The sequence below is a fragment of the Solidesulfovibrio sp. DCME genome (assembly GCF_049995385.1).
Taxonomy (GTDB): domain Bacteria; phylum Desulfobacterota; class Desulfovibrionia; order Desulfovibrionales; family Desulfovibrionaceae; genus Solidesulfovibrio.
In genome coordinates, this window is record NZ_CP188261.1 from 2,494,055 (window position 1) to 2,510,930 (window position 16,876).

Genomic DNA, 16,876 nt, shown 5'->3' on the forward strand with positions numbered 1-16,876 from the left:
CGCGTGGGGCCGGGTTGGCGGTCAGGAGCGGTCCCGGGGACGGCGCATGCGGTAAAAGGCGATGAGCAGGGCCATGGAGCCGAGGAAAATGGCGATATCGGCCACGTTGAACGCCGGCCAGTGGTAGCTCTTCCAGTAGAAATCCAGGAAATCCACGACTTCACCCGTCCGGATGCGGTCGAACAGGTTGCCGATGGCCCCGCCGAGGATGCTGCCGAGGCCGAGGATCAACAGCGTGTCCGAATCACGGGCCATGCGCAGCAGGTGGATGATGATCAGCACCGCCAGGGCCGTGGCCGCGAAAAAGAAGTAGGTCTGCCACTGGATGTCGGAGCGGTTGAGAAAGCCGAAGGCCGCGCCGCGGTTGAGCACGTAGACGAGGTTGAAGAAGTCCGGGATGACCGGGCGCGTGGTGTAAAGGACCATGTTGTGCTGGATCCAGGCCTTGGTGGCCTGGTCCAGCCCGATGAGCAGCAGGGCCAACGGCAGGGCGAGGCGGAAACTGCGGCGCATGCCTTACAATCCTTCCGCCGCGAGCACGGCGGCGCAGCGCGGGCACAGGTCCGGATGGACGGCCGAGGCGCCCAGTTCTTCGCTATACAGCCAGCACCGGGCGCACTTGGCCCCCGGGGCCCGGGAAACGCCGACCGAGGCGCCGGCGATCCCCTCGCAGGCCACGGCCTCGGCCGGGGCGTCGGCGGCGGGTTTGAGTTCCACCTTGGACACAATAAACACCTCGCGCAGGTCCATGGCCAGGCCGGCAATGGCGGCCAGGGCGTCCTCCGGGAGGTACAGGCTGACGGCCGTTTCCAGGGAATGGCCCACCTCGCCGGCCTTGCGCCGGGGTTCGATGGCCCGGGTCACCTCGCCGCGAAGGGTGGCCACCAAGTCCAGCCGCTCCCGGGTCGCCTCGTCCAGGCGCCAGGCGGCGGCGTCGAGCGGCGGCAGGGCGAAGACCGACTCCCCGTCGCCGCGCTGGCAGGCCGGGGTGTGGCGGAAGACCTCTTCGGCGGTAAACGACAGGATGGGGGCCATCTGGCGCAGCAGCACGAGCAGGATGCGCCACAGGGCCGCCTGGGCCGAGCGGCGCTGCCGGCTGTCGGTCGCTTCGACGTACAGGCGGTCCTTTAAGATATCGAGGTAGAAGGCCGACAGGTCGGTGACGCACAGGTTGTGCAGGGCGTGGAAGACCTTGTGGAACTCGTAGGCGGCGTAGGCCGCGTCCATGCGGGCGAGCTCCCGGGCGGCCGTGTCCAGGGCGTAGCGGTCCAGCGGCAGCATGTCGGCCGGGGCGACGTCGTGGGCGGCCGGGTCGAAGTCCGAGAGGTTGCCCAGCAGGAAGCGGCAGGTGTTGCGGATGCGGCGGTAGGCCTCGACCAGGCGCGAGAGGATCTCGTCGGAGATGCGGATGTCGTCGCGGTAGTCCACGGCGGCGGTCCACAGGCGCAGGACCTCGGCCCCGTGCTTGTCGATGATCTCTTGGGGCTCCATGCCGTTGCCAAGCGATTTCGACATCTTGCGGCCCTCGCCGTCCACCACGTAGCCGTGGGTGAGGACCTGGCGGTAGGGGGCCACGCCGCGCGTGCCGAGGGAAGCCAAAAGGGAGCTGTGAAACCAGCCCCTGTGCTGGTCCGAGCCCTCCAGGTACATGTCGGCCGGGAAGGCCAGCTCGGGGCGCTTTTCCAGCACCGCCGCGAAGCTCGTGCCGGAGTCGAACCAGACATCGAGGATGTCGGTCTCCTTGCGCCAATGCGTGCCGCCGCAGGACGGGCAGGCAAGCCCCTGCGGCACGATCTCGGCCAGGTCCGCCTCGAACCAGTAGTCGCAACCGCGCTCGTGGCCGGCGAATTTTTCGGCCACGGAGCGCATCCACGAGGCGTCGTTGTAGGCCGTGTCGCAGGACTCGCAGAGAAGGGCCACAATCGGCACGCCCCAGGTGCGCTGGCGCGAGATGCACCAGTCGGGCCGGCCGGCGATCATGTTGTGGATGCGTTCCTTGCCCCAGGCCGGAATCCATTCCACGTCGTTTTCGATGGCGCCGAGCGCCCGCTGGCGCAGGTCGTTGGCTTCCATGGAAATGAACCACTGGGTGGTGGCCCGGAAGATCACCGGCTCCTTGCAGCGCCAGCAGTGGGGGTAGGAATGCTTGATTTTGCGCTTGGCGAGCAGGTGGCCGTTTTCCTCGAGCTTTTCGATGACCTTGGGGTTGGCTTCCCAGACGGTCAGGCCGGCGAAGTAGGGCACCACGTCGAGAAACCGGCCGGTGTCGTCCATGGGCGAAAGGATGTCCAGGCCATGGCGCAGGCCGGTGTCGTAGTCCTCGCGGCCGTGGCCCGGGGCGGTGTGGACCAGGCCCGTGCCGGCGTCGAGGGTGACGTAGTCGGCCGTGACGATGGGCGAGGGCCGGTCGTAGAAGGGATGGCGGGTGGCAAGCCCCTCCAGGGCCGCGCCCGGGGCCACGGCCAGGACGGTGGCGTCCTGCCAGCCGAAAAGCTCGCGCAGCCCGTCCAGCAGTTCCTTGGCCAGGACGTACTGGCCGTCGCCGGCCGCGACCAGGGCGTAGTCGAAATCCGGGTGGGCGGCCACGGCCATGTTGTCCGGCAGCGTCCAGGGCGTGGTGGTCCAGATGGCGGCGTAGGTTTTGGCCGGGTCGGCCATGGGGAAAACGTCCTTGACCTTGGGGTCGGTCAGGGGAAAGCGCACGAAGACCGACGGCGAGGTCTCGTCGGCGTATTCCACCTCGGCCTCGGCCAGGGCGGTCTTGCAGGACAGGCACCAGTGGATGGGCTTCTTGCCCCGGTAGACCGAGCCGCGTTCCACGAAATCGCAAAGCGCCAGGGCGGTTGCCGCCTCGTAGGACGGGCGCATGGTGAGATACGGGTCGTCCCAGTCGCCGAAAACGCCCAGGCGTTTAAACTCCTTGCGTTGGATAGCGACAAACTTGGTGGCGTAGTCGCGGCACAGGCGGCGGATGGTGATGGCGGGCAGGTTGGCCTTGCCCTTGGCCTTGAGTTCCTGGGAGACCTTGTGCTCGATGGGCAGGCCGTGGCAGTCCCAGCCGGGCACGTAGGGGGCCTGGTTGCCGGCCAGGTGGCGCGACTTGACGATGATGTCCTTGAGAATCTTATTGAGGGCGTGCCCCATGTGCAGATGGCCGTTGGCGTAGGGCGGGCCGTCGTGGAGCACGTAGCGCACGGCGCCGTCGCGGGCGGCGACCATGCGCCGGTAGATGTCGTTTTCGGCCCAGAATTTCAGGGTTTCCGGTTCCTTTTCCTTGAGGTTGGCCTTCATGGGAAAGGAGGTCTGGGGCAGCTTCAAGGTCTTTTTATAGTCGGTGCTCATGGGGATGGTCCTTGGGTCTTGCCGGGCGGGCGAGGATTGGTGCGACGCCGGAGAAACCGCCTGTTTGAAACAAGGCGCCGGGGAAGTCAAGGAAGGGGGGCCGGAGCCGGGATGGCGCAGGTCAGGATGGCCGCCTTGCCGCCCGTTTCCGCCAGGAACCGGCGTTGCTGGGCGGCCAGCGTGGCCAAAAGCCACAGGCAGCGCTCGTAGAGCCCGGTCACCCGCAAGACCTGCCAGCGGTCGGCCGGGGGCAGCCCGTGGGTTTCGCTCAGGTAGTGCTCGCGCAGCCGTTCCATGGCCGGGCCTTTGTCCGAGAGCAGCCGGGCCAGGGTGTCCCAGTCCTCGGCCGTGGCACAGGTGAACACCGCGCCGCACTGGAGGAGGATGGCTTCCAGGGCTTCCAGGAAGACGAAACGCACATGGTGCATGGCTTGCGACTGGCACGGCACGGCCAGTTCCTCCACGAACTGCCCCAACGACTCGCCCAAGGCCCGCAGCAGCGCCTGGTTGTCCTGCAGCACGGCCATCACCGCGGCCCGGGGCCGCGCCAGGCAAGACCCCGACAGGTTCGGGTCAGGCATGGGAAAACGGCGAGGAAGACGCAACCGTACGCAATACCGTCCGAGGCCGTCAAGAGGGTGCCCGGGTGCCGCCGCCTGGCACCGGCCCGGCCATTCGTCCGCCACCTGGCGTCGGCCGGGCCGGCAATCCCGGCGGGGCGGCCAGGCGACCGCCGGGCCGGGATTGGGGCGAGGCCGCGGTTACCGGCTCATTTCCCGGTACAGGGCGTCCAGGGCCTCGAACAAGGCCTCCCGCTCCCGCTCGAAGGCGGCCATGACCGCGCCCAGGCGTTCGCGCCGACCGTTGGCGACCAGTTCCGCCACTTCCCGAGCCAGGCCGTGCACCCGGGCATGGCTGGCGCCGACCTCGCGAAACAGCGTCCGCCCGCCGAGCCCCTGCTCCCTGGCGGCGGCATCGTACCATTGGCCGAAGGCGCATTGGTGATGGTCGTCGATCCGGGCGGGGTCCAGGGCCAGATGGCCGGCGATGACCGCTTCCAGGCGGGCACGCCAGGCCAGGTGCATGGCCTTGACCCGGCCGATGTCGAAGGGCGCCGGTCCGGTCTGGTAGCGGGCCAGGGTGGCGGCGCGCTTTCCGCCCAGGTTGGCCAGGTCGCCGGCGCCGGCCCGCACCTGGAGGGCGGTGGTGGCGATGTCGTCGAGGTGGGTCGAAAGGCGCGCCACCTCGCCGCCGATGCGCCGCAAGGTGGCGAGGCTCTCGGCCACGTCGCCGTTGACCGCGTGCAGGCGCGTCGCGGACCGTTCGAGGTTTTCCGTGATCTCGCCCGAAGCCTGTGACTGTTCCTCGGCCGCCGTGGTGGCGATGGAGACCAGATCGGCCAGCCGGTCCATCGCCGCCGTGATGCCGGACACCTCGGCCTCGGCGTCGGTAGACGCCTGGTTCATGGCCTCGATGGCCTCGATCTGCTCCCTGGCCAGTTCCACGGTGACGGCGATGGCCGCGTCGGACTCCTCCATGGAACGGATGCCGTTTTGGGACAATTGGCGGATACCCGCGATGGAGTGTTCCACCTGGCGGGTGGCGTCCATGGTTTTTTCCGCGAGCTTTCGCACCTCGTCGGCGACCACGGCGAATCCACGGCCGGATTCGCCGGCCCTGGCCGCCTCGATGGCGGCATTGAGGGCCAGCAGGTTGGTGTGGTCGGCGATCTCGGAAATGACGTCCATGACCTTGCCGATGGAGACGGTTTCGGCGTCCAGGGCCAGCATGTCCTGGCGCAAGGCCTGCGCCTTTTCCCGAACGGCGTCGATGGCTTCGGCCACATCGCGCACGGCCTCGGTACTGCGGGTCGCCCGGTTGCCCAGGAAACGCAGGCGCGTGGCATTGTTCCTGGCCCCGGCGGCCACGTCGTCGGTTTCGTTGCGGGTGCGCTCCAGGGTGGCGGCGATCTCGCCGCTGGCCAGGCGCATCTGTTCCATGGAGGCGGCGATGCCGTCGAAATGGGCGCCGCTGGCCTGGGCCTCGTGGGTGATGTCCGCCAGCCGCTCGTCGAGTTTCCCGGTCTCCTGGCCGATGCGGTGGCCTCGGCCGGCAGCGCCGGCACAGGCCTCGGAAAGGCGCGAGGCGCTTTCGAGCATGTCCGCGGCATGGGCGGCCACCACGCCGACGGCGTTTTTGTTGTCGATGAAAAAGTCCCGGTAGGCGGCCAGGACGGGAGCGGCCTGCCCGGATTGGACGAAGTTGCCCGACTCCAGGGCGGCCAAGGTTTTTTCGGCGGCCGTGGCCCGGCGGCGGGTCGGCAAAAGCAACCCTCGGGAAAGATAGGCGAACGAGGCGGCCAGCATGGCCCAGCCCAGGGCCAGCGCGCCCAGGGCCGGCCCCGAGGCGGCCTCGGCCAGGGCAAGCCGCCATCCGGCAACACCGCACACGAAAAGTCCCGAGGCCACGGCAACGGTCATGAGCGGCAGGGCGGGAGAAGAGGTCGGAAAACCGGCGGACTGCATGACGACTCCTTTTGTATGATCTTGATAATCAAAATCGTTAATAGGAAGCTGGCCGGTTGGCAAGAAAAAAAAGCGTGCCGGAAAGCCGTTGACGGGAAGGCCGCCTTGGCCGTCACTTGGGCGTGGGCACGGCGGGTGGGCAGGCTGTGGGGGCCGCCGCCAAGCACACCCACCGCCGTGTCCGCGGTTGGAAGGCGGGCGGCAAGAGCAGGCGGCGCTTGGTAGCGTCCGCCGGTGGCTAGGGGGTCATTTCCCGGTAGAGGGCGTTGAGGGCTTCGAACAGGCGGACCCGGGCCTCCTCGAATTCCCGCATCAGGTTGTCGGTCTTGTCGCGCTCCCCCTTTTGGACCAGCTCGGCCACGGCCCGGGCCAGGCTGTGGACGCGTTCATGGTGCCTGCCGATCTCCCGGAACTTTTCATGGCTGCCGTAGGCCCCCTGGCCGGGGCCGTCGTACCATTTGCCGAACGGGCACTGATGGTGGTCGGCGATCTGGGAGGCGTCGAGGCGGACATGGCCCAGCAGGGCGGATTCCAGGCGGGCTCGCCAGGCGAGGTGGGCGGTTTTGATGGCCGCGATGTCGAAAGGCGGCTCGCCCAGGCGGAATTCCCCCAGCAGCCGTGTCAGGAAGTCCGTCAACTGGCGCAGTTCCCGGGAGCCGGAGTGGACGTGCTGGATGGCGCCGGCCATGGAGCCGACGCTGTCGGCCACCGCCGCGGCGCGTCTGGAAATGTCGCGGGTCGCGTCCCGGCCGGTGGCGGCCCGTTGCCGCATTTGCGTCGCGCTTTGGGCCGTGGCCGCGAGCTTGCCGGCGATTTCCGTCGTGGCCTGGGAATGTTCCTCGGCGGCGCTGGAACTGGTGAACACCATGTCCTTGAGTGCGTCGACCGTTGTGGTGATGGCGCCCACTTCGCGGCTGATGTGGAGCATGCTCTGCATGAGGCTGTCGGTCTCGGTGATTTGCGCCTCGGCCAAGCTCATGCTGGCCTCGACGGCCCGCACCGCCTGCTCCGTGGCGGCCTGGTTGTTGCGGGCCATGGCCTGGATGGAACCCACGGAGGTTTCCACATCCTTGGTCGCGGCCATGGTTTTTTCCGCGAGCTTGCGGACCTCGTCGGCGACCACGGCGAAGCCGCGGCCGGATTCGCCGGCCCGGGCCGCTTCGATGGCGGCGTTTAAGGCCAGGAGGTTGGTCTGGTCGGCGATGTCGGCGATCACGCCCAGGATCGCGCCGATGGACTGGCTGTCGCGGCCGAGGGCGTCCATGTCCCGTTTGAGGGCGATGGCCTGTTCGCGCACGCCGGCAATGGAGGCACTGACCTGGCGCAGGCCGGCGGCCCCGGTCGATGCCCGTTCACCCTGGGTTTCGATGCGTGCGGCATTGTCCCGGGCGGCGGTCGCGGCCTGTTCGGCGACGTGTCGGGCATTTTCCATGCTGGAGGCGATCTCGTTGCTGGCTTGGCGCATTTGCTCCACCGAGGCGGCGATACCGGCGATCTGGGCGCTGGCTTCTTCGGCGGCCCCGTCCACGAGGTCCATGTCCTCGGCCAAGCTGGCGGCCTTGGCGTCGATGGCGGCGGCATCGGTTTGGGCCGTTTGGGCCAGGGCGTTGGCCTGCTCGGAATGGTGGATGAATTCCCGTGAAAAGGCGGCAATGGTATCCACGGCATTCCTGTCGTCGACCAGAAAGGCGCGTATGCGTCCAAAGGCCGTCGCGCCGGCCCCGGGCGAGGTGGCCAGCAGATTGCCCTCGTCCAGGGCCTCCAGGGCGTGGCGGTCGGCGGCGGCCTGCCGTGCCAGGGGAATGGCCCGCCAATAAACGAACCACGACGCGCCCGCAACGAAGAGGGTCCAGGCGGCGGCCGCGGCCGGCAGCGGCCAGGTGGCGCCGGCCAGGAAGGCGGGTTCGGCCAGCGCCAATACCGTCAGGGCCCAGCCAAGAACGGCAAGGCCGGAAAGCGACCATACGCCGACAGGGACGAAATCGAAGCGATACGGGCTGGGCATGGGGACTCCTCTCTCTTGTGTAGGGACGGCGCAAAGGTGGAGCGAGCGTATCGGATAACAGCACAATGGGGGGAGAAACTGTGGTGCGGAAAGCTGCGGGGAAAAAGAAAACCCTCCCGGATGGATCGTTTCAAAGAACAAGGAATGAAATGATGAAAATTTTCATGATATGAGTACAAATGCCTGGATATCTTGTCAAGACACTTTGCGTGACTGTGGTGCGACATTTTGTCGCTTGCGGATGGCCTCCGACGAATGAGGCCAACGGACCTGGTGTCGGCCCGCGCAAGACGACGAAAAACGCCGCCCGGCGCGGGGGCGCGGGCGGCGTTTCGGTGGGCGCAGGGAAGGCTGCGGCAGCGCTAGGCCCGGCTGAAGTGCCGGTACTTGATGCGGTGGGGGATGTCGGCCTCGGCGCCCAGGCGGGCCTTGCGGTCGGCCTCGTACTCCGTGAAGTTGCCGTCGAAGAACACCACCTGGCTTTCGCCCTCGAAGGCCAGGATGTGCGTGGCCACCCGGTCGAGGAACCAGCGGTCGTGGCTGATGACCAGGGCCGAACCGGCAAAGGCCAGCAGGGCTTCTTCCAGGGCGCGCAGGGTGTTGACGTCCAGGTCGTTGGTCGGTTCGTCGAGGAGCAGCACGTTGGCGCCGCTTTTGAGCATCAGCGCCAGGTGCAGCCGGTTTTTTTCGCCGCCCGAGAGCACCTTGACCTTTTTTTGCTGGTCCTGGCCGGTGAAGTTGAACCGGGCCACGTAGGCCCGGGCGTTGACGTCCTTGGTGCCGAGCTTGATGGTGTCGTAGCCTTCGCCCACGGCCTCGAACACGGTTTTTTCCGGATCCAGTGATTCGCGGTTTTGGTCCACGTGGGCGAGCTGCACGGTGTCGCCGAGCTTGATGGAGCCGCCGTCGGGGGTGTCCTGGCCGGTCAGCAGCCGGAAAAAGGTCGTCTTGCCGGCGCCGTTGGGGCCGATGATGCCCACGATGGCCCCGCGCGGCACGGTGATGGTCAGGTTCTCGAAAAGCAGCCGGTCGTCGTAGGCCTTGGCCAGGCCCTCGGCCTCGATGACGTTCTTGCCCAGGCGCTGTCCGGGCGGAATGTAGATCTCCAGGTCCTTGGCCATCCGGTCGGTTTCCTGGGAGGCCAGGGATTCGTAGGCGCTGATGCGGGCCTTGGACTTGGCGTGGCGGCCGCGCGGCGACATGCGCACCCATTCGAGTTCGCGGGCGAGCGTCTTTTGGCGGTCGCTCTCGGACTTCTCCTCCTGGCGCAGGCGTTCCTGCTTCTGCTCCAGCCACGAGGAATAGTTGCCCTTCCAGGGGATGCCCCGGCCGCGGTCGAGTTCGAGGATCCAGCCGGCCACGTTGTCCAGGAAATAGCGGTCGTGGGTGACGGCGATGACCGTGCCGGGATAGCCGTGGAGGAAGTGCTCCATCCAGGCCACGGTCTCGGCGTCCAGGTGGTTGGTGGGTTCGTCGAGGAGCATGATGTCGGGCTTTTGGAGAAAGAGCCGACACAGGGCCACGCGGCGGCGCTCGCCGCCGGAGAGCACGGATACGGGGGTGTCCGGAGGCGGGCAGCGCAGGGCGTCCATGGCCATCTCCAGCCGGCTGTCGAGCTCCCAGGCGTCGAGCGCGTCGAGCTTCTCCTGAACCTCGCCCTGACGCTCGATGAGCGCGTTCATGGCGTCGTCGTCCATGGGCTCGGCGAATTGGGCGTTGATGTCCTCGAATTCCGCAAGCAGGGCCACGGTCTCGGCCACGCCTTCCTCGACCACCTCGCGCACGGTCTTTTGGACGTCAACAAGCGGGTCCTGCTCCAGGTAGCCGATGGTATGCCCCGGGGTGAGCACGGTCTCGCCCTGGAAATCCTTGTCCACGCCGGCCAGGATTTTAAGGAGCGTCGATTTGCCCGAGCCGTTAAGGCCCAGCACCCCGATCTTGGCGCCGTAGAAATAGGACAGGGAAATGTCCTTGATGATGGGCTTTTTGTCGTGGAACTTGCTGACGCGGATCATCGAATAAATGATCTTATTGGGCTCGGCGGCCATGAAACCTCCTGGGGATTGTCGTTGGCAGGGCGGCCGCCACGGGCCGCCTGCCGGGTATGGCAAATACTGCGGGTGAAACGCAAGCGGCCCTCCGCATCCGGCCGAGGGGTCGGAGGGAAGGCCGCCTGCCGTGCGTCGCCGGAACGTTCCGGCGGCGAGGTCGTTATTTTTTCTTGCGGGCCATGGCTTCCTGGAGCTTGTCGCCAAGCAGCCCGAAGCCGCCCGAAGCGGCCTGGGAAGCCTTTTCCTTTTTGACGTAGCGCTTCCAGTCGTCGGACTCGCGCTCGCGTTCGCGTTTGCCGCCGCCGTCGCGGATTTCCCGTTCCTTGGTGCCGCCCACCGGCCCCAGGGTGATCTTGCGCTTTTCGGCGTCGATCTCGGACACGATCACGGACACGGTGTCCCCGGGCTTGACCTTGTCATAGGCGGCCGGCTCCAGGGCGTCGCGCAGCTTGGAGGCGGGCAAAAGGCCCGTCACGCCCGGGGCCAGGTTGACAAAAAGCCCGTACTGCTGGCGGTTTTCCACCACGCCTTCCACCGTGGAGTCGATGGCGAAGGTCTCGGGCACCTTTTCCCAGGGGTCGCCGGCGGCTTCCTTGAGGCTCAGGGAAATGCGGCGCTTGGCCAGGTCGATGTCCTTTATGGCCACGGTGACGGCTTCGCCCACGCTGACCACGTCGCCGGGCTTGGCCACGCGGCGGGTGTGGCTCAGTTCGCTGACGTGGATGAGCCCCTCGATGCCCGGGGCGATTTCCACGAAGGCGCCGAAGTCGGCCAGGCGCACGACCTTGCCCTCGACCTTGTCGCCCACGGCGAAGTGCTCGCCCACGCTGTCCCAGGGATCGGGCCCGGCCTGCTTGATGGACAGCGAAATGCGGGGGCGGCCCTTCTTGTCGCGGTCAAACGACAGCACCTTGACCGTGACGGCCTGGCCCAAAGCAACCGCGTCCTCGGCCTTGTCGCAGCGAGACCAGGCCAGCTCCGACAGGTGGACCAGGCCTTCCAGGCCCGGGGCCACCTCGACGAAGGCGCCGAAGGCGGCGAAACGGGCGACCACGCCCGGAATGACGTCGCCGGGGCTGACCGACTCCAGGAAGCGCAGTTCGGACTCGGCCCGTTCCTGCTCCTGGAGCTTGCGGCGGGAGACCACGATGTTCTTGCCGTCCCGCTCGAAGGTGGTGATGGCGAAGCTGTAGGTCTGGCCCACGTGGCTTTCGGGGTTTTCGGTAAAGGCCACGTCGATCTGGCTGACGGGGCAAAAGGCCCGGCGATGGACGATTTCCACGTCGAAGCCGCCCTTGCGCGAGGCCGTCACCTTGCCTTCCACGGGCAGGCCCGCTTCGAAGGCCGCACGCAAGGCCTCGGCCCCGCCCTGGCCCGACAGGGCCTTGGACAGCACCACCTCGTCACCGCGCAGCGAAACGACGTAGAGTGTGACGGTTTCGCCCTCGGCGATGGTCAACGCGCCGGTTTCATCGAGGAACTCGGCTTTGTCGGCCACGCCGTCGAGCTTGGTTCCTGTGTCCACGACAATGGTGGTGTCGGTGACGGCGATGACCGGTCCGGTGATACGGTCGCCAACACTGATCTCACCACCGCGCTCGGCCAGCGAGGCCTCCATGAGCGCCGCGAATTCGCCCTCGGCCGGCATGTCTTTGGTTTCCGGCAACTTGTCTGCCATGATCGCTCCGAAAAAGGGGGGTGTATTGGGCGCGATCGCGCCGGGGCGCACTGTAGCGCAGCGGCTGTCCTTGTCAAATGCGAAAAAGGGCCTATTCTAGGAAAACTTCGAACCAAGGGCCGTTTTTGGAGGCTCCCACCCATGGACCCAGTCACGCATATCGCCGCCGGCGTGCTCATCGGCCAGGCCGCCCGGGACCGTTTCCCGGCCGGCCGGGCGCTCGTGCCCCTGGCCGCCCTGGCCGCCTGGCTGCCGGATATCGACAACGTCGTCGGCCTGTTCGGGGCCGAAGCCTACATGCGCTACCACCGGGGCTACACCCATTCCCTGCTCGGCGGGGCGCTCATGGCTTGGCTCATGGCCGTACTGACCCACCGCTTCTGGCCCGCGGCCAGGACCGGCAAACTTTTCGTGCTGTTTTACCTGTGCGTGCTCTCCCACCTGTTTCTCGACTGCATCACTTCCTACGGCACGGGCGTTTTCCTGCCCTTTTCCGACGCGCGCATTTCATTTCCGGCGGTGTTCATCATCGATCCCGTCTACACGCTGAGCCTGCTGGCTTTGATCGCGGCCAGCTCCCTGCGCCCGGCGGCCCGCAAGGCCTTGGCCGTGGCCGGGCTGGCCGTGATGCTCGGCTGGCCGGCCCTGGGCTACGGGGTGGAAGCGTTTGTCACGGCCCGGGCCGAACGGCTGTTGGCCAAGGAAGGGCGGCGCGTGGAGGCCGTCCACGTCCAGCCCGATGCGTTTGCGCCCTTGTGGTGGAAGGTCGTGGCCGAGGAAGGCGACGACTACGTGCTCACGGGCCTGACCTTGACCGCGCCGGACAGGCTTTTGCCGCAACGCCGGTTCCAGAAGGCCGGGCGGGCCGAACTGGAGGCGCTTGGCCAGGCGGCGCCGGTTTTTTCCCAGTACCTCTGGTTCACCGATTACCCCGTCAAATCGGCGGCCAGCAGCCCGGCGGGCACCACGCTGACCTTCCAGGACCTGCGCTTTATGGCCGTCAATCCGCTGGTGGCCAAGGTGCGCGGCGATATCGTGCCCTTTACGCTTACGGCCTACCTCGATCCGGCCGGCAAGCTCGTGCGGGCGCTTTTTTCCCAGGTGGGCAAGGCCGAGGTGATCCTGCCCCAGGGGGTGGGTACGGTCCTGGCCGGTGGGAACGGGTAGCCGGGCAGGGATTGTTGTTGCCATGGGCCCGATCCGGCGCTAGAGCGGCTCCTCACCCGATCTTTTTTTCGCGCGGGGAAACGCCCGCCGCCGTGAGGAGGTTGCCATGACGCCTGCCGTCGACGCCCGGTCGCTGCTGGAAGTGGCCGTGCGGCCGGATATCGTGTTCGTTGCCGGAAAGGGCTCCTGGCTGACCGACAGCCAGGGCAGGACCTACCTGGATTTCGTCCAGGGCTGGGCCGTCAACAGCCTGGGCCATGCCCCGGACGCCGTGGCCCGGGCCGTGTGCGACCAGGCCGCGCGCCTGATCAGCCCCAGCCCCGCCTACTACAACGACAAGATGCTGCGCCTGGCCGACCTCCTGACGGCCAACGGCCCCGTGGACAAGGTGTTTTTCACCAACTCCGGGGCCGAGGCCGTCGAGGGGGCGGTGAAGTTGGCCCGCAAATGGGGCGGGCTGCACAAAAACGGCGCCTATGAGATCATCACCTTCGCCAGCGCCTTCCACGGCCGCACGCTCACCTGCATGGCCGCCTCGGGCAAGCCGGGCTGGGACAGGCTCTACGAACCCAAGACCCCGGGGTTTCCCAAGGCCGTCTACAACGACCTGGATTCCGTCAAGCGCTACCTCACCGACAAGACCGTGGCCGTCATGCTCGAACCCGTGCAGGGGGAGGGCGGGGTCTTCCCGGCGACGGACGCCTTTCTGTGCGGCCTGCGGCGGCTGACCGAGGAAACGGGCCTGCTTTTGATCTGCGACGAGGTCCAGTCCGGCATGGGCCGCACGGGCCGGCTGTTCGCCCACGAGCACGCCGACATCGAGCCCGACATCCTGACCATGGGCAAGGGCATCGGCGGCGGCTTCCCCCTGGCGGCCATGGGCTGCAAGGCCCGGTTTTCCTGCTTCGAGCCCGGGGACCAGGGCGGCACCTACAACGGCAACGCCCTGGCCTGCGCGGCGGGGCTGGCTGTGGTGGAGACGCTCCTTGCGCCGGGGTTCCTGGAACGCGTGGAGGTCGCCGGCGCACGGTTGCGCGAGCGCCTCGACCCGAAAGCCCAGGCCCTCGGCTACGGCCGGACGCGGGGGCGCGGCCTGCTGCTGGCCCTGGACCTCGGCCGGGACTGCGCCGCCGATATCGTCGCCCAGGCCCGGGAGCGGGGGCTGCTCGTCAACAACACCCGCCCCGACGCCATTCGCATCACCCCGGCCCTGAACATCACCGACGCCGAGATCGACCAGGGCGTGGACCTGCTGGTTTCCGTCCTTGCCGCGGCGGCCGACCGGAGCTGAGCCGGCCGGCCGCCGCGGCCGCCACGGGTGGCGTCGCGCATCCTCATCCTGGGCGCGCGGCGCTAGCGCGGTTCCAGCGGCACCCGGATTTCCGTGAGCAGTGCCTCGGGCGGCGTGACCTTGGGGTCGTTGACATAAACCTCCGGGCTGGGCTTGGCCGCGAATTCGCGTCCCGACTCCGGCCCCCACACGCCGCACAGCCAGGCATAGGCCGGGGCCAGGTTGGTGTACGGCCCCGTGACCACGGCCGTGGCGTACTCCCCGTCGCCGAGGGTCGCCACCGGCAGCTCGGGCGTGCCGGCAAAGCCCTCGGGCACCGTCAGGCAGGCGTCGTAGCGGATTTTGCCCGGCGCCGTGATGCGGGGATCGTCATGGCCCACGCCGATGCACTGGGTGTCCGGGCCGAAAAGCCCCAGCCGGCCGGCCAGGGCGCACAGTTTTTCCCAGGCCGCCCCGCATTGGTCGTAGGGGCCGACATGGCGCACCAAAGCCACGCGCAGCGGCGGCAGGCGCTTGATCGTCACGGCAAGTTCCATGGTCCGTTCCTCCTCCTGGATGGGGGGTAAGCAGTCCGTCATGTTCCGGGGGCGCTCGCGCTCCCGGAAGGTCTCCCGCCACGTGGAGGGGGGCTGGCCGAACGCGGCCCGGAAGGCCCGCGTGAAGGCTTCCGGCGCCTCGAAGCCGGCTTCCAGGGCCACGTCCGTGACCGAACGCCGGCCGTGGGCCAGCCGATGGGCCGCCCGGGCCAGGCGCAGCCGCCGCAGATACGCCCCCACCGACTCCCCGGTCATGCCCGTGAAGATGCGGTGGAAGTGGTAGGGCGAGAAATGGGCCGCCCGGGCGATGTCGGCCAGGCTCAAATCCGCGTCGAGCCCTGCTTCCATGGCCCGCATGGCCAGTTCGATCCGCCTTTGCCAGTCTTTTCTGGTTTCCTCGCTCATCTTCCCTCCGCCTTCGGTCTAGGCTCGAATGGCCGTTGCCGCCTGACGATTTTTGCGCATTGTTGTTCGGGTGGGTTGTTTACCTTGATAAGAGATAAAAAATTATTGTTGCACAGTAATTCGTTCTTGATTATCGGTGTCTCGCCGGACGACGCCACCAAGGCGGACGTCCCCGACGGCGGGCCATGGTGGCCCGTTGTCTGACACGTATTGAGCCATGGAGGTTGCAATGGAAACGGGAAACAACCTGGACGGAATCAGAAAATTGGGCGGCGTGCTGGAGCGCGTCTGCCTGGTCGGGGCCGTGGCCGTCGTGCCGCTGGCCGCCCTGTATTGGGCCGCCTTCAACAGCCTGCCGCCGGACATGACCGCCTCGGCCGTGAAACTGGCCGTGTCGTCGGTGCTGCCGGCCTGGGTCAGGCTGCTGTGCTTCCTGGCGTCCATGGTCCCGGCCGTGGCGTTTCTGGTCACCTTGCTGCGGCTGCGCCACCTGTTTACCCTGTACAAGGAAGGCAGCATCTTCAGCCTGGCCAACGTGGTCTGCTTCCGGCGCCTGGCCAAGGCCTTGCTGTGGTGGGCCGTGGCCACGATTCTCTACACGCCGCTTTTCGGCCTGGCCGTCACCGCCGCCAATCCGCCCGGCCGCCACATCCTGTCGCTGGGCATCGGCACGAGCGAACTGGCCCTTTTTTTCGTCGCCGCCGTGGCCGTGGTCATTTCCCGGGTCATGGACGAGGCCCGGCGCCTGGACGAAGAACAAGCCCTGACGGTATAGGCCGGCCATGGCAATCGTCATCAATTTGGATGTCATGCTGGCCCGGCGCAAGATGGCCTCCAAGGACCTGGCCGAGGCCGTGGGCATCACCGCCCAGAACCTGTCCATCCTAAAGACCGGCAAGGCCAAGGCCATCCGCTTCTCCACCCTGGAGGCCATCTGCCGCATGCTCGACTGCCAGCCGGGCGATATCCTGGAATACCGGCCCGATGCCGGGCAACCGGAATAAGAGGGAACAAATGGCCTACTCCGTCATCCTGGCCCATCCGCGCCCCGGCAGCCTCAACCATGCCCTGGCCCTGGCCGCCTGCGCCGCCCTGGGCAGGCTCGGCCAGGAGGTGCGCTTCCACGACCTCTACGCCGAACACTACGAACCACAATTGACCGCGCCGGAACTCTCCCGCGACGCCCCCTTGCCGCCGCTCGTGGCCAGCCACTGCCGCGAGATCGCCGAGGCCCGGGGCATCGTCATCGTGCACCCCAACTGGTGGGGCATGCCGCCGGCCATCCTCGCCGGCTGGGTCGACCGGGTGCTGCGGCCCGGCGTCGCCTACGAATTCCTCGAAGGGGACGGCGGCGAAGGCGTGCCGCGCGGGTTGCTGCAAGCCGAAGCCGCCCTCGTCCTCAATACCTCCAACACCGCCCGGCAGCGCGAGGAGCGCGTCTTCGGCGACCCGTTGGAACGTATCTGGAAGGATTGCATCTTCGGCCTGTGCGGCGTCTCCCGCGTCCAGCGCCGCATGTTCGAAACCGTGGTCACCAGCGATGCCGCCACCCGCCTAGAATGGATACGGGAAACCGAAGCCCTCGTCCGCGAAACCTTCGCCATCCTCTAATCCCCCAAGGAATCCCCATGCCCTACGTCAATATCAAGATCACCCGCGACGGCGTCACCCCACAGCAGAAAGCCCGCCTCATCGAAGGCGTTACCAACCTTTTACGGGACGAACTCGGCAAGAACCCGGCCACCACCGTCGTCATCATCGACGAGGTCGATACCGACAACTGGGGCATCGGCGGTGAGAGCGTCACCGTCCGGCGCGCCCGGGGGTAATGCGCGGGGCGCTGCCCGTGGCGCCTACTGGGGCGTTGCCCCAGGCC

14 protein-coding genes are annotated in these 16,876 nt (G+C 67.4%); 6 read left to right on the plus strand and 8 right to left on the minus strand.

All coding sequences use genetic code 11. The features are described from left to right. Positions 1-21: 21 nt before the first annotated feature. From lspA to ACP59X_RS10780, 7 genes are all read right to left on the minus strand, one after another. Positions 22-513, minus strand: a complete 492-nt coding sequence (gene lspA / locus ACP59X_RS10745) for a signal peptidase II (protein ID WP_428569223.1) — start codon at positions 511-513, stop codon at positions 22-24. A 3-nt stretch (positions 514-516) separates the two neighbouring features. Then, positions 517-3,342 carry an isoleucine--tRNA ligase gene (ileS, locus tag ACP59X_RS10750; RefSeq protein ID WP_428569227.1) on the minus strand — a complete coding sequence of 942 codons (2,826 nt, stop codon included), beginning with the start codon at positions 3,340-3,342 and terminating at the stop codon, positions 517-519. Positions 3,343-3,428: 86 nt separating this feature from the next. After that, complete coding sequence (locus tag ACP59X_RS10755; protein ID WP_428569230.1) at positions 3,429-3,863, minus strand: hypothetical protein; 435 nt, start codon at positions 3,861-3,863, stop codon at positions 3,429-3,431. Between the two features lie 240 nt (positions 3,864-4,103). Then, positions 4,104-5,867, minus strand: a complete 1,764-nt coding sequence (locus tag ACP59X_RS23795; protein ID WP_465250190.1) for a methyl-accepting chemotaxis protein — start codon at positions 5,865-5,867, stop codon at positions 4,104-4,106. A 238-nt stretch (positions 5,868-6,105) separates the two neighbouring features. Further along, positions 6,106-7,872, minus strand: coding sequence for a methyl-accepting chemotaxis protein (locus ACP59X_RS10770; protein ID WP_428569234.1), 1,767 nt, complete (start codon positions 7,870-7,872; stop codon positions 6,106-6,108). Between the two features lie 362 nt (positions 7,873-8,234). Then, on the minus strand, positions 8,235-9,920 hold the full coding sequence (gene ettA / locus ACP59X_RS10775; RefSeq protein ID WP_428569238.1) for an energy-dependent translational throttle protein EttA: 1,686 nt from the start codon (positions 9,918-9,920) through the stop codon (positions 8,235-8,237). 163 nt (positions 9,921-10,083) lie between these two features. Further along, positions 10,084-11,601 (minus strand): 30S ribosomal protein S1, encoded by a 1,518-nt coding sequence (locus ACP59X_RS10780; RefSeq protein WP_428569241.1) that lies wholly within the window; start codon positions 11,599-11,601, stop codon positions 10,084-10,086. A gap of 141 nt (positions 11,602-11,742) precedes the next feature. Here ACP59X_RS10780 and ACP59X_RS10785 point away from each other — a divergent pair, with 141 nt between their 5' ends. Continuing rightward, positions 11,743-12,768, plus strand: a complete 1,026-nt coding sequence (locus ACP59X_RS10785) for a metal-dependent hydrolase (protein WP_428569244.1) — start codon at positions 11,743-11,745, stop codon at positions 12,766-12,768. A gap of 106 nt (positions 12,769-12,874) precedes the next feature. Further along, on the plus strand, positions 12,875-14,059 hold the full coding sequence (locus ACP59X_RS10790; RefSeq protein WP_428569247.1) for an acetylornithine transaminase: 1,185 nt from the start codon (positions 12,875-12,877) through the stop codon (positions 14,057-14,059). A gap of 62 nt (positions 14,060-14,121) precedes the next feature. On the opposite strand, the gene ACP59X_RS10795 is transcribed toward ACP59X_RS10790, so the two are convergent. After that, the gene (locus ACP59X_RS10795) at positions 14,122-15,000 is read right to left on the minus strand and encodes an AraC family transcriptional regulator (protein ID WP_428569250.1); all 879 of its coding nucleotides are present in this window, start codon (positions 14,998-15,000) and stop codon (positions 14,122-14,124) included. Positions 15,001-15,229: 229 nt separating this feature from the next. Between ACP59X_RS10795 and ACP59X_RS10800 the strand changes: the two genes are divergently transcribed. The 4 genes from ACP59X_RS10800 to ACP59X_RS10815 are packed head-to-tail and all read left to right on the plus strand — an operon-like array spanning position 15,230 to position 16,829. Then, the gene (locus ACP59X_RS10800; RefSeq protein WP_428569254.1) at positions 15,230-15,775 is read left to right on the plus strand and encodes a DUF2975 domain-containing protein; all 546 of its coding nucleotides are present in this window, start codon (positions 15,230-15,232) and stop codon (positions 15,773-15,775) included. 7 nt (positions 15,776-15,782) lie between these two features. Continuing rightward, positions 15,783-16,004, plus strand: a complete 222-nt coding sequence (locus ACP59X_RS10805; RefSeq protein ID WP_428569256.1) for a helix-turn-helix domain-containing protein — start codon at positions 15,783-15,785, stop codon at positions 16,002-16,004. Positions 16,005-16,014: 10 nt separating this feature from the next. Continuing rightward, positions 16,015-16,611 carry an NAD(P)H-dependent oxidoreductase gene (locus ACP59X_RS10810; RefSeq protein ID WP_428569259.1) on the plus strand — a complete coding sequence of 199 codons (597 nt, stop codon included), beginning with the start codon at positions 16,015-16,017 and terminating at the stop codon, positions 16,609-16,611. Between the two features lie 17 nt (positions 16,612-16,628). Beyond that, positions 16,629-16,829, plus strand: coding sequence for a 4-oxalocrotonate tautomerase family protein (locus ACP59X_RS10815; RefSeq protein WP_342465632.1), 201 nt, complete (start codon positions 16,629-16,631; stop codon positions 16,827-16,829). Positions 16,830-16,876: the final 47 nt, after the last annotated feature.

Coding starts and splice junctions, on each gene's coding strand:
- ACP59X_RS10795 (WP_428569250.1), bottom strand. CDS start 15,000: ATGAGCGAGGAAACCAGAAAAGACTGGCAAAGGCGGATCGAACTGGCC.
- ACP59X_RS10770 (WP_428569234.1), bottom strand. CDS start 7,872: ATGCCCAGCCCGTATCGCTTCGATTTCGTCCCTGTCGGCGTATGGTCG.
- ACP59X_RS23795 (WP_465250190.1), bottom strand. CDS start 5,867: ATGCAGTCCGCCGGTTTTCCGACCTCTTCTCCCGCCCTGCCGCTCATG.
- lspA (WP_428569223.1), bottom strand. CDS start 513: ATGCGCCGCAGTTTCCGCCTCGCCCTGCCGTTGGCCCTGCTGCTCATC.
- ileS (WP_428569227.1), bottom strand. CDS start 3,342: ATGAGCACCGACTATAAAAAGACCTTGAAGCTGCCCCAGACCTCCTTT.
- ettA (WP_428569238.1), bottom strand. CDS start 9,920: ATGGCCGCCGAGCCCAATAAGATCATTTATTCGATGATCCGCGTCAGC.
- ACP59X_RS10800 (WP_428569254.1), top strand. CDS start 15,230: ATGGAAACGGGAAACAACCTGGACGGAATCAGAAAATTGGGCGGCGTG.
- ACP59X_RS10805 (WP_428569256.1), top strand. CDS start 15,783: ATGGCAATCGTCATCAATTTGGATGTCATGCTGGCCCGGCGCAAGATG.
- ACP59X_RS10815 (WP_342465632.1), top strand. CDS start 16,629: ATGCCCTACGTCAATATCAAGATCACCCGCGACGGCGTCACCCCACAG.
- ACP59X_RS10780 (WP_428569241.1), bottom strand. CDS start 11,601: ATGGCAGACAAGTTGCCGGAAACCAAAGACATGCCGGCCGAGGGCGAA.
- ACP59X_RS10810 (WP_428569259.1), top strand. CDS start 16,015: ATGGCCTACTCCGTCATCCTGGCCCATCCGCGCCCCGGCAGCCTCAAC.
- ACP59X_RS10790 (WP_428569247.1), top strand. CDS start 12,875: ATGACGCCTGCCGTCGACGCCCGGTCGCTGCTGGAAGTGGCCGTGCGG.
- ACP59X_RS10785 (WP_428569244.1), top strand. CDS start 11,743: ATGGACCCAGTCACGCATATCGCCGCCGGCGTGCTCATCGGCCAGGCC.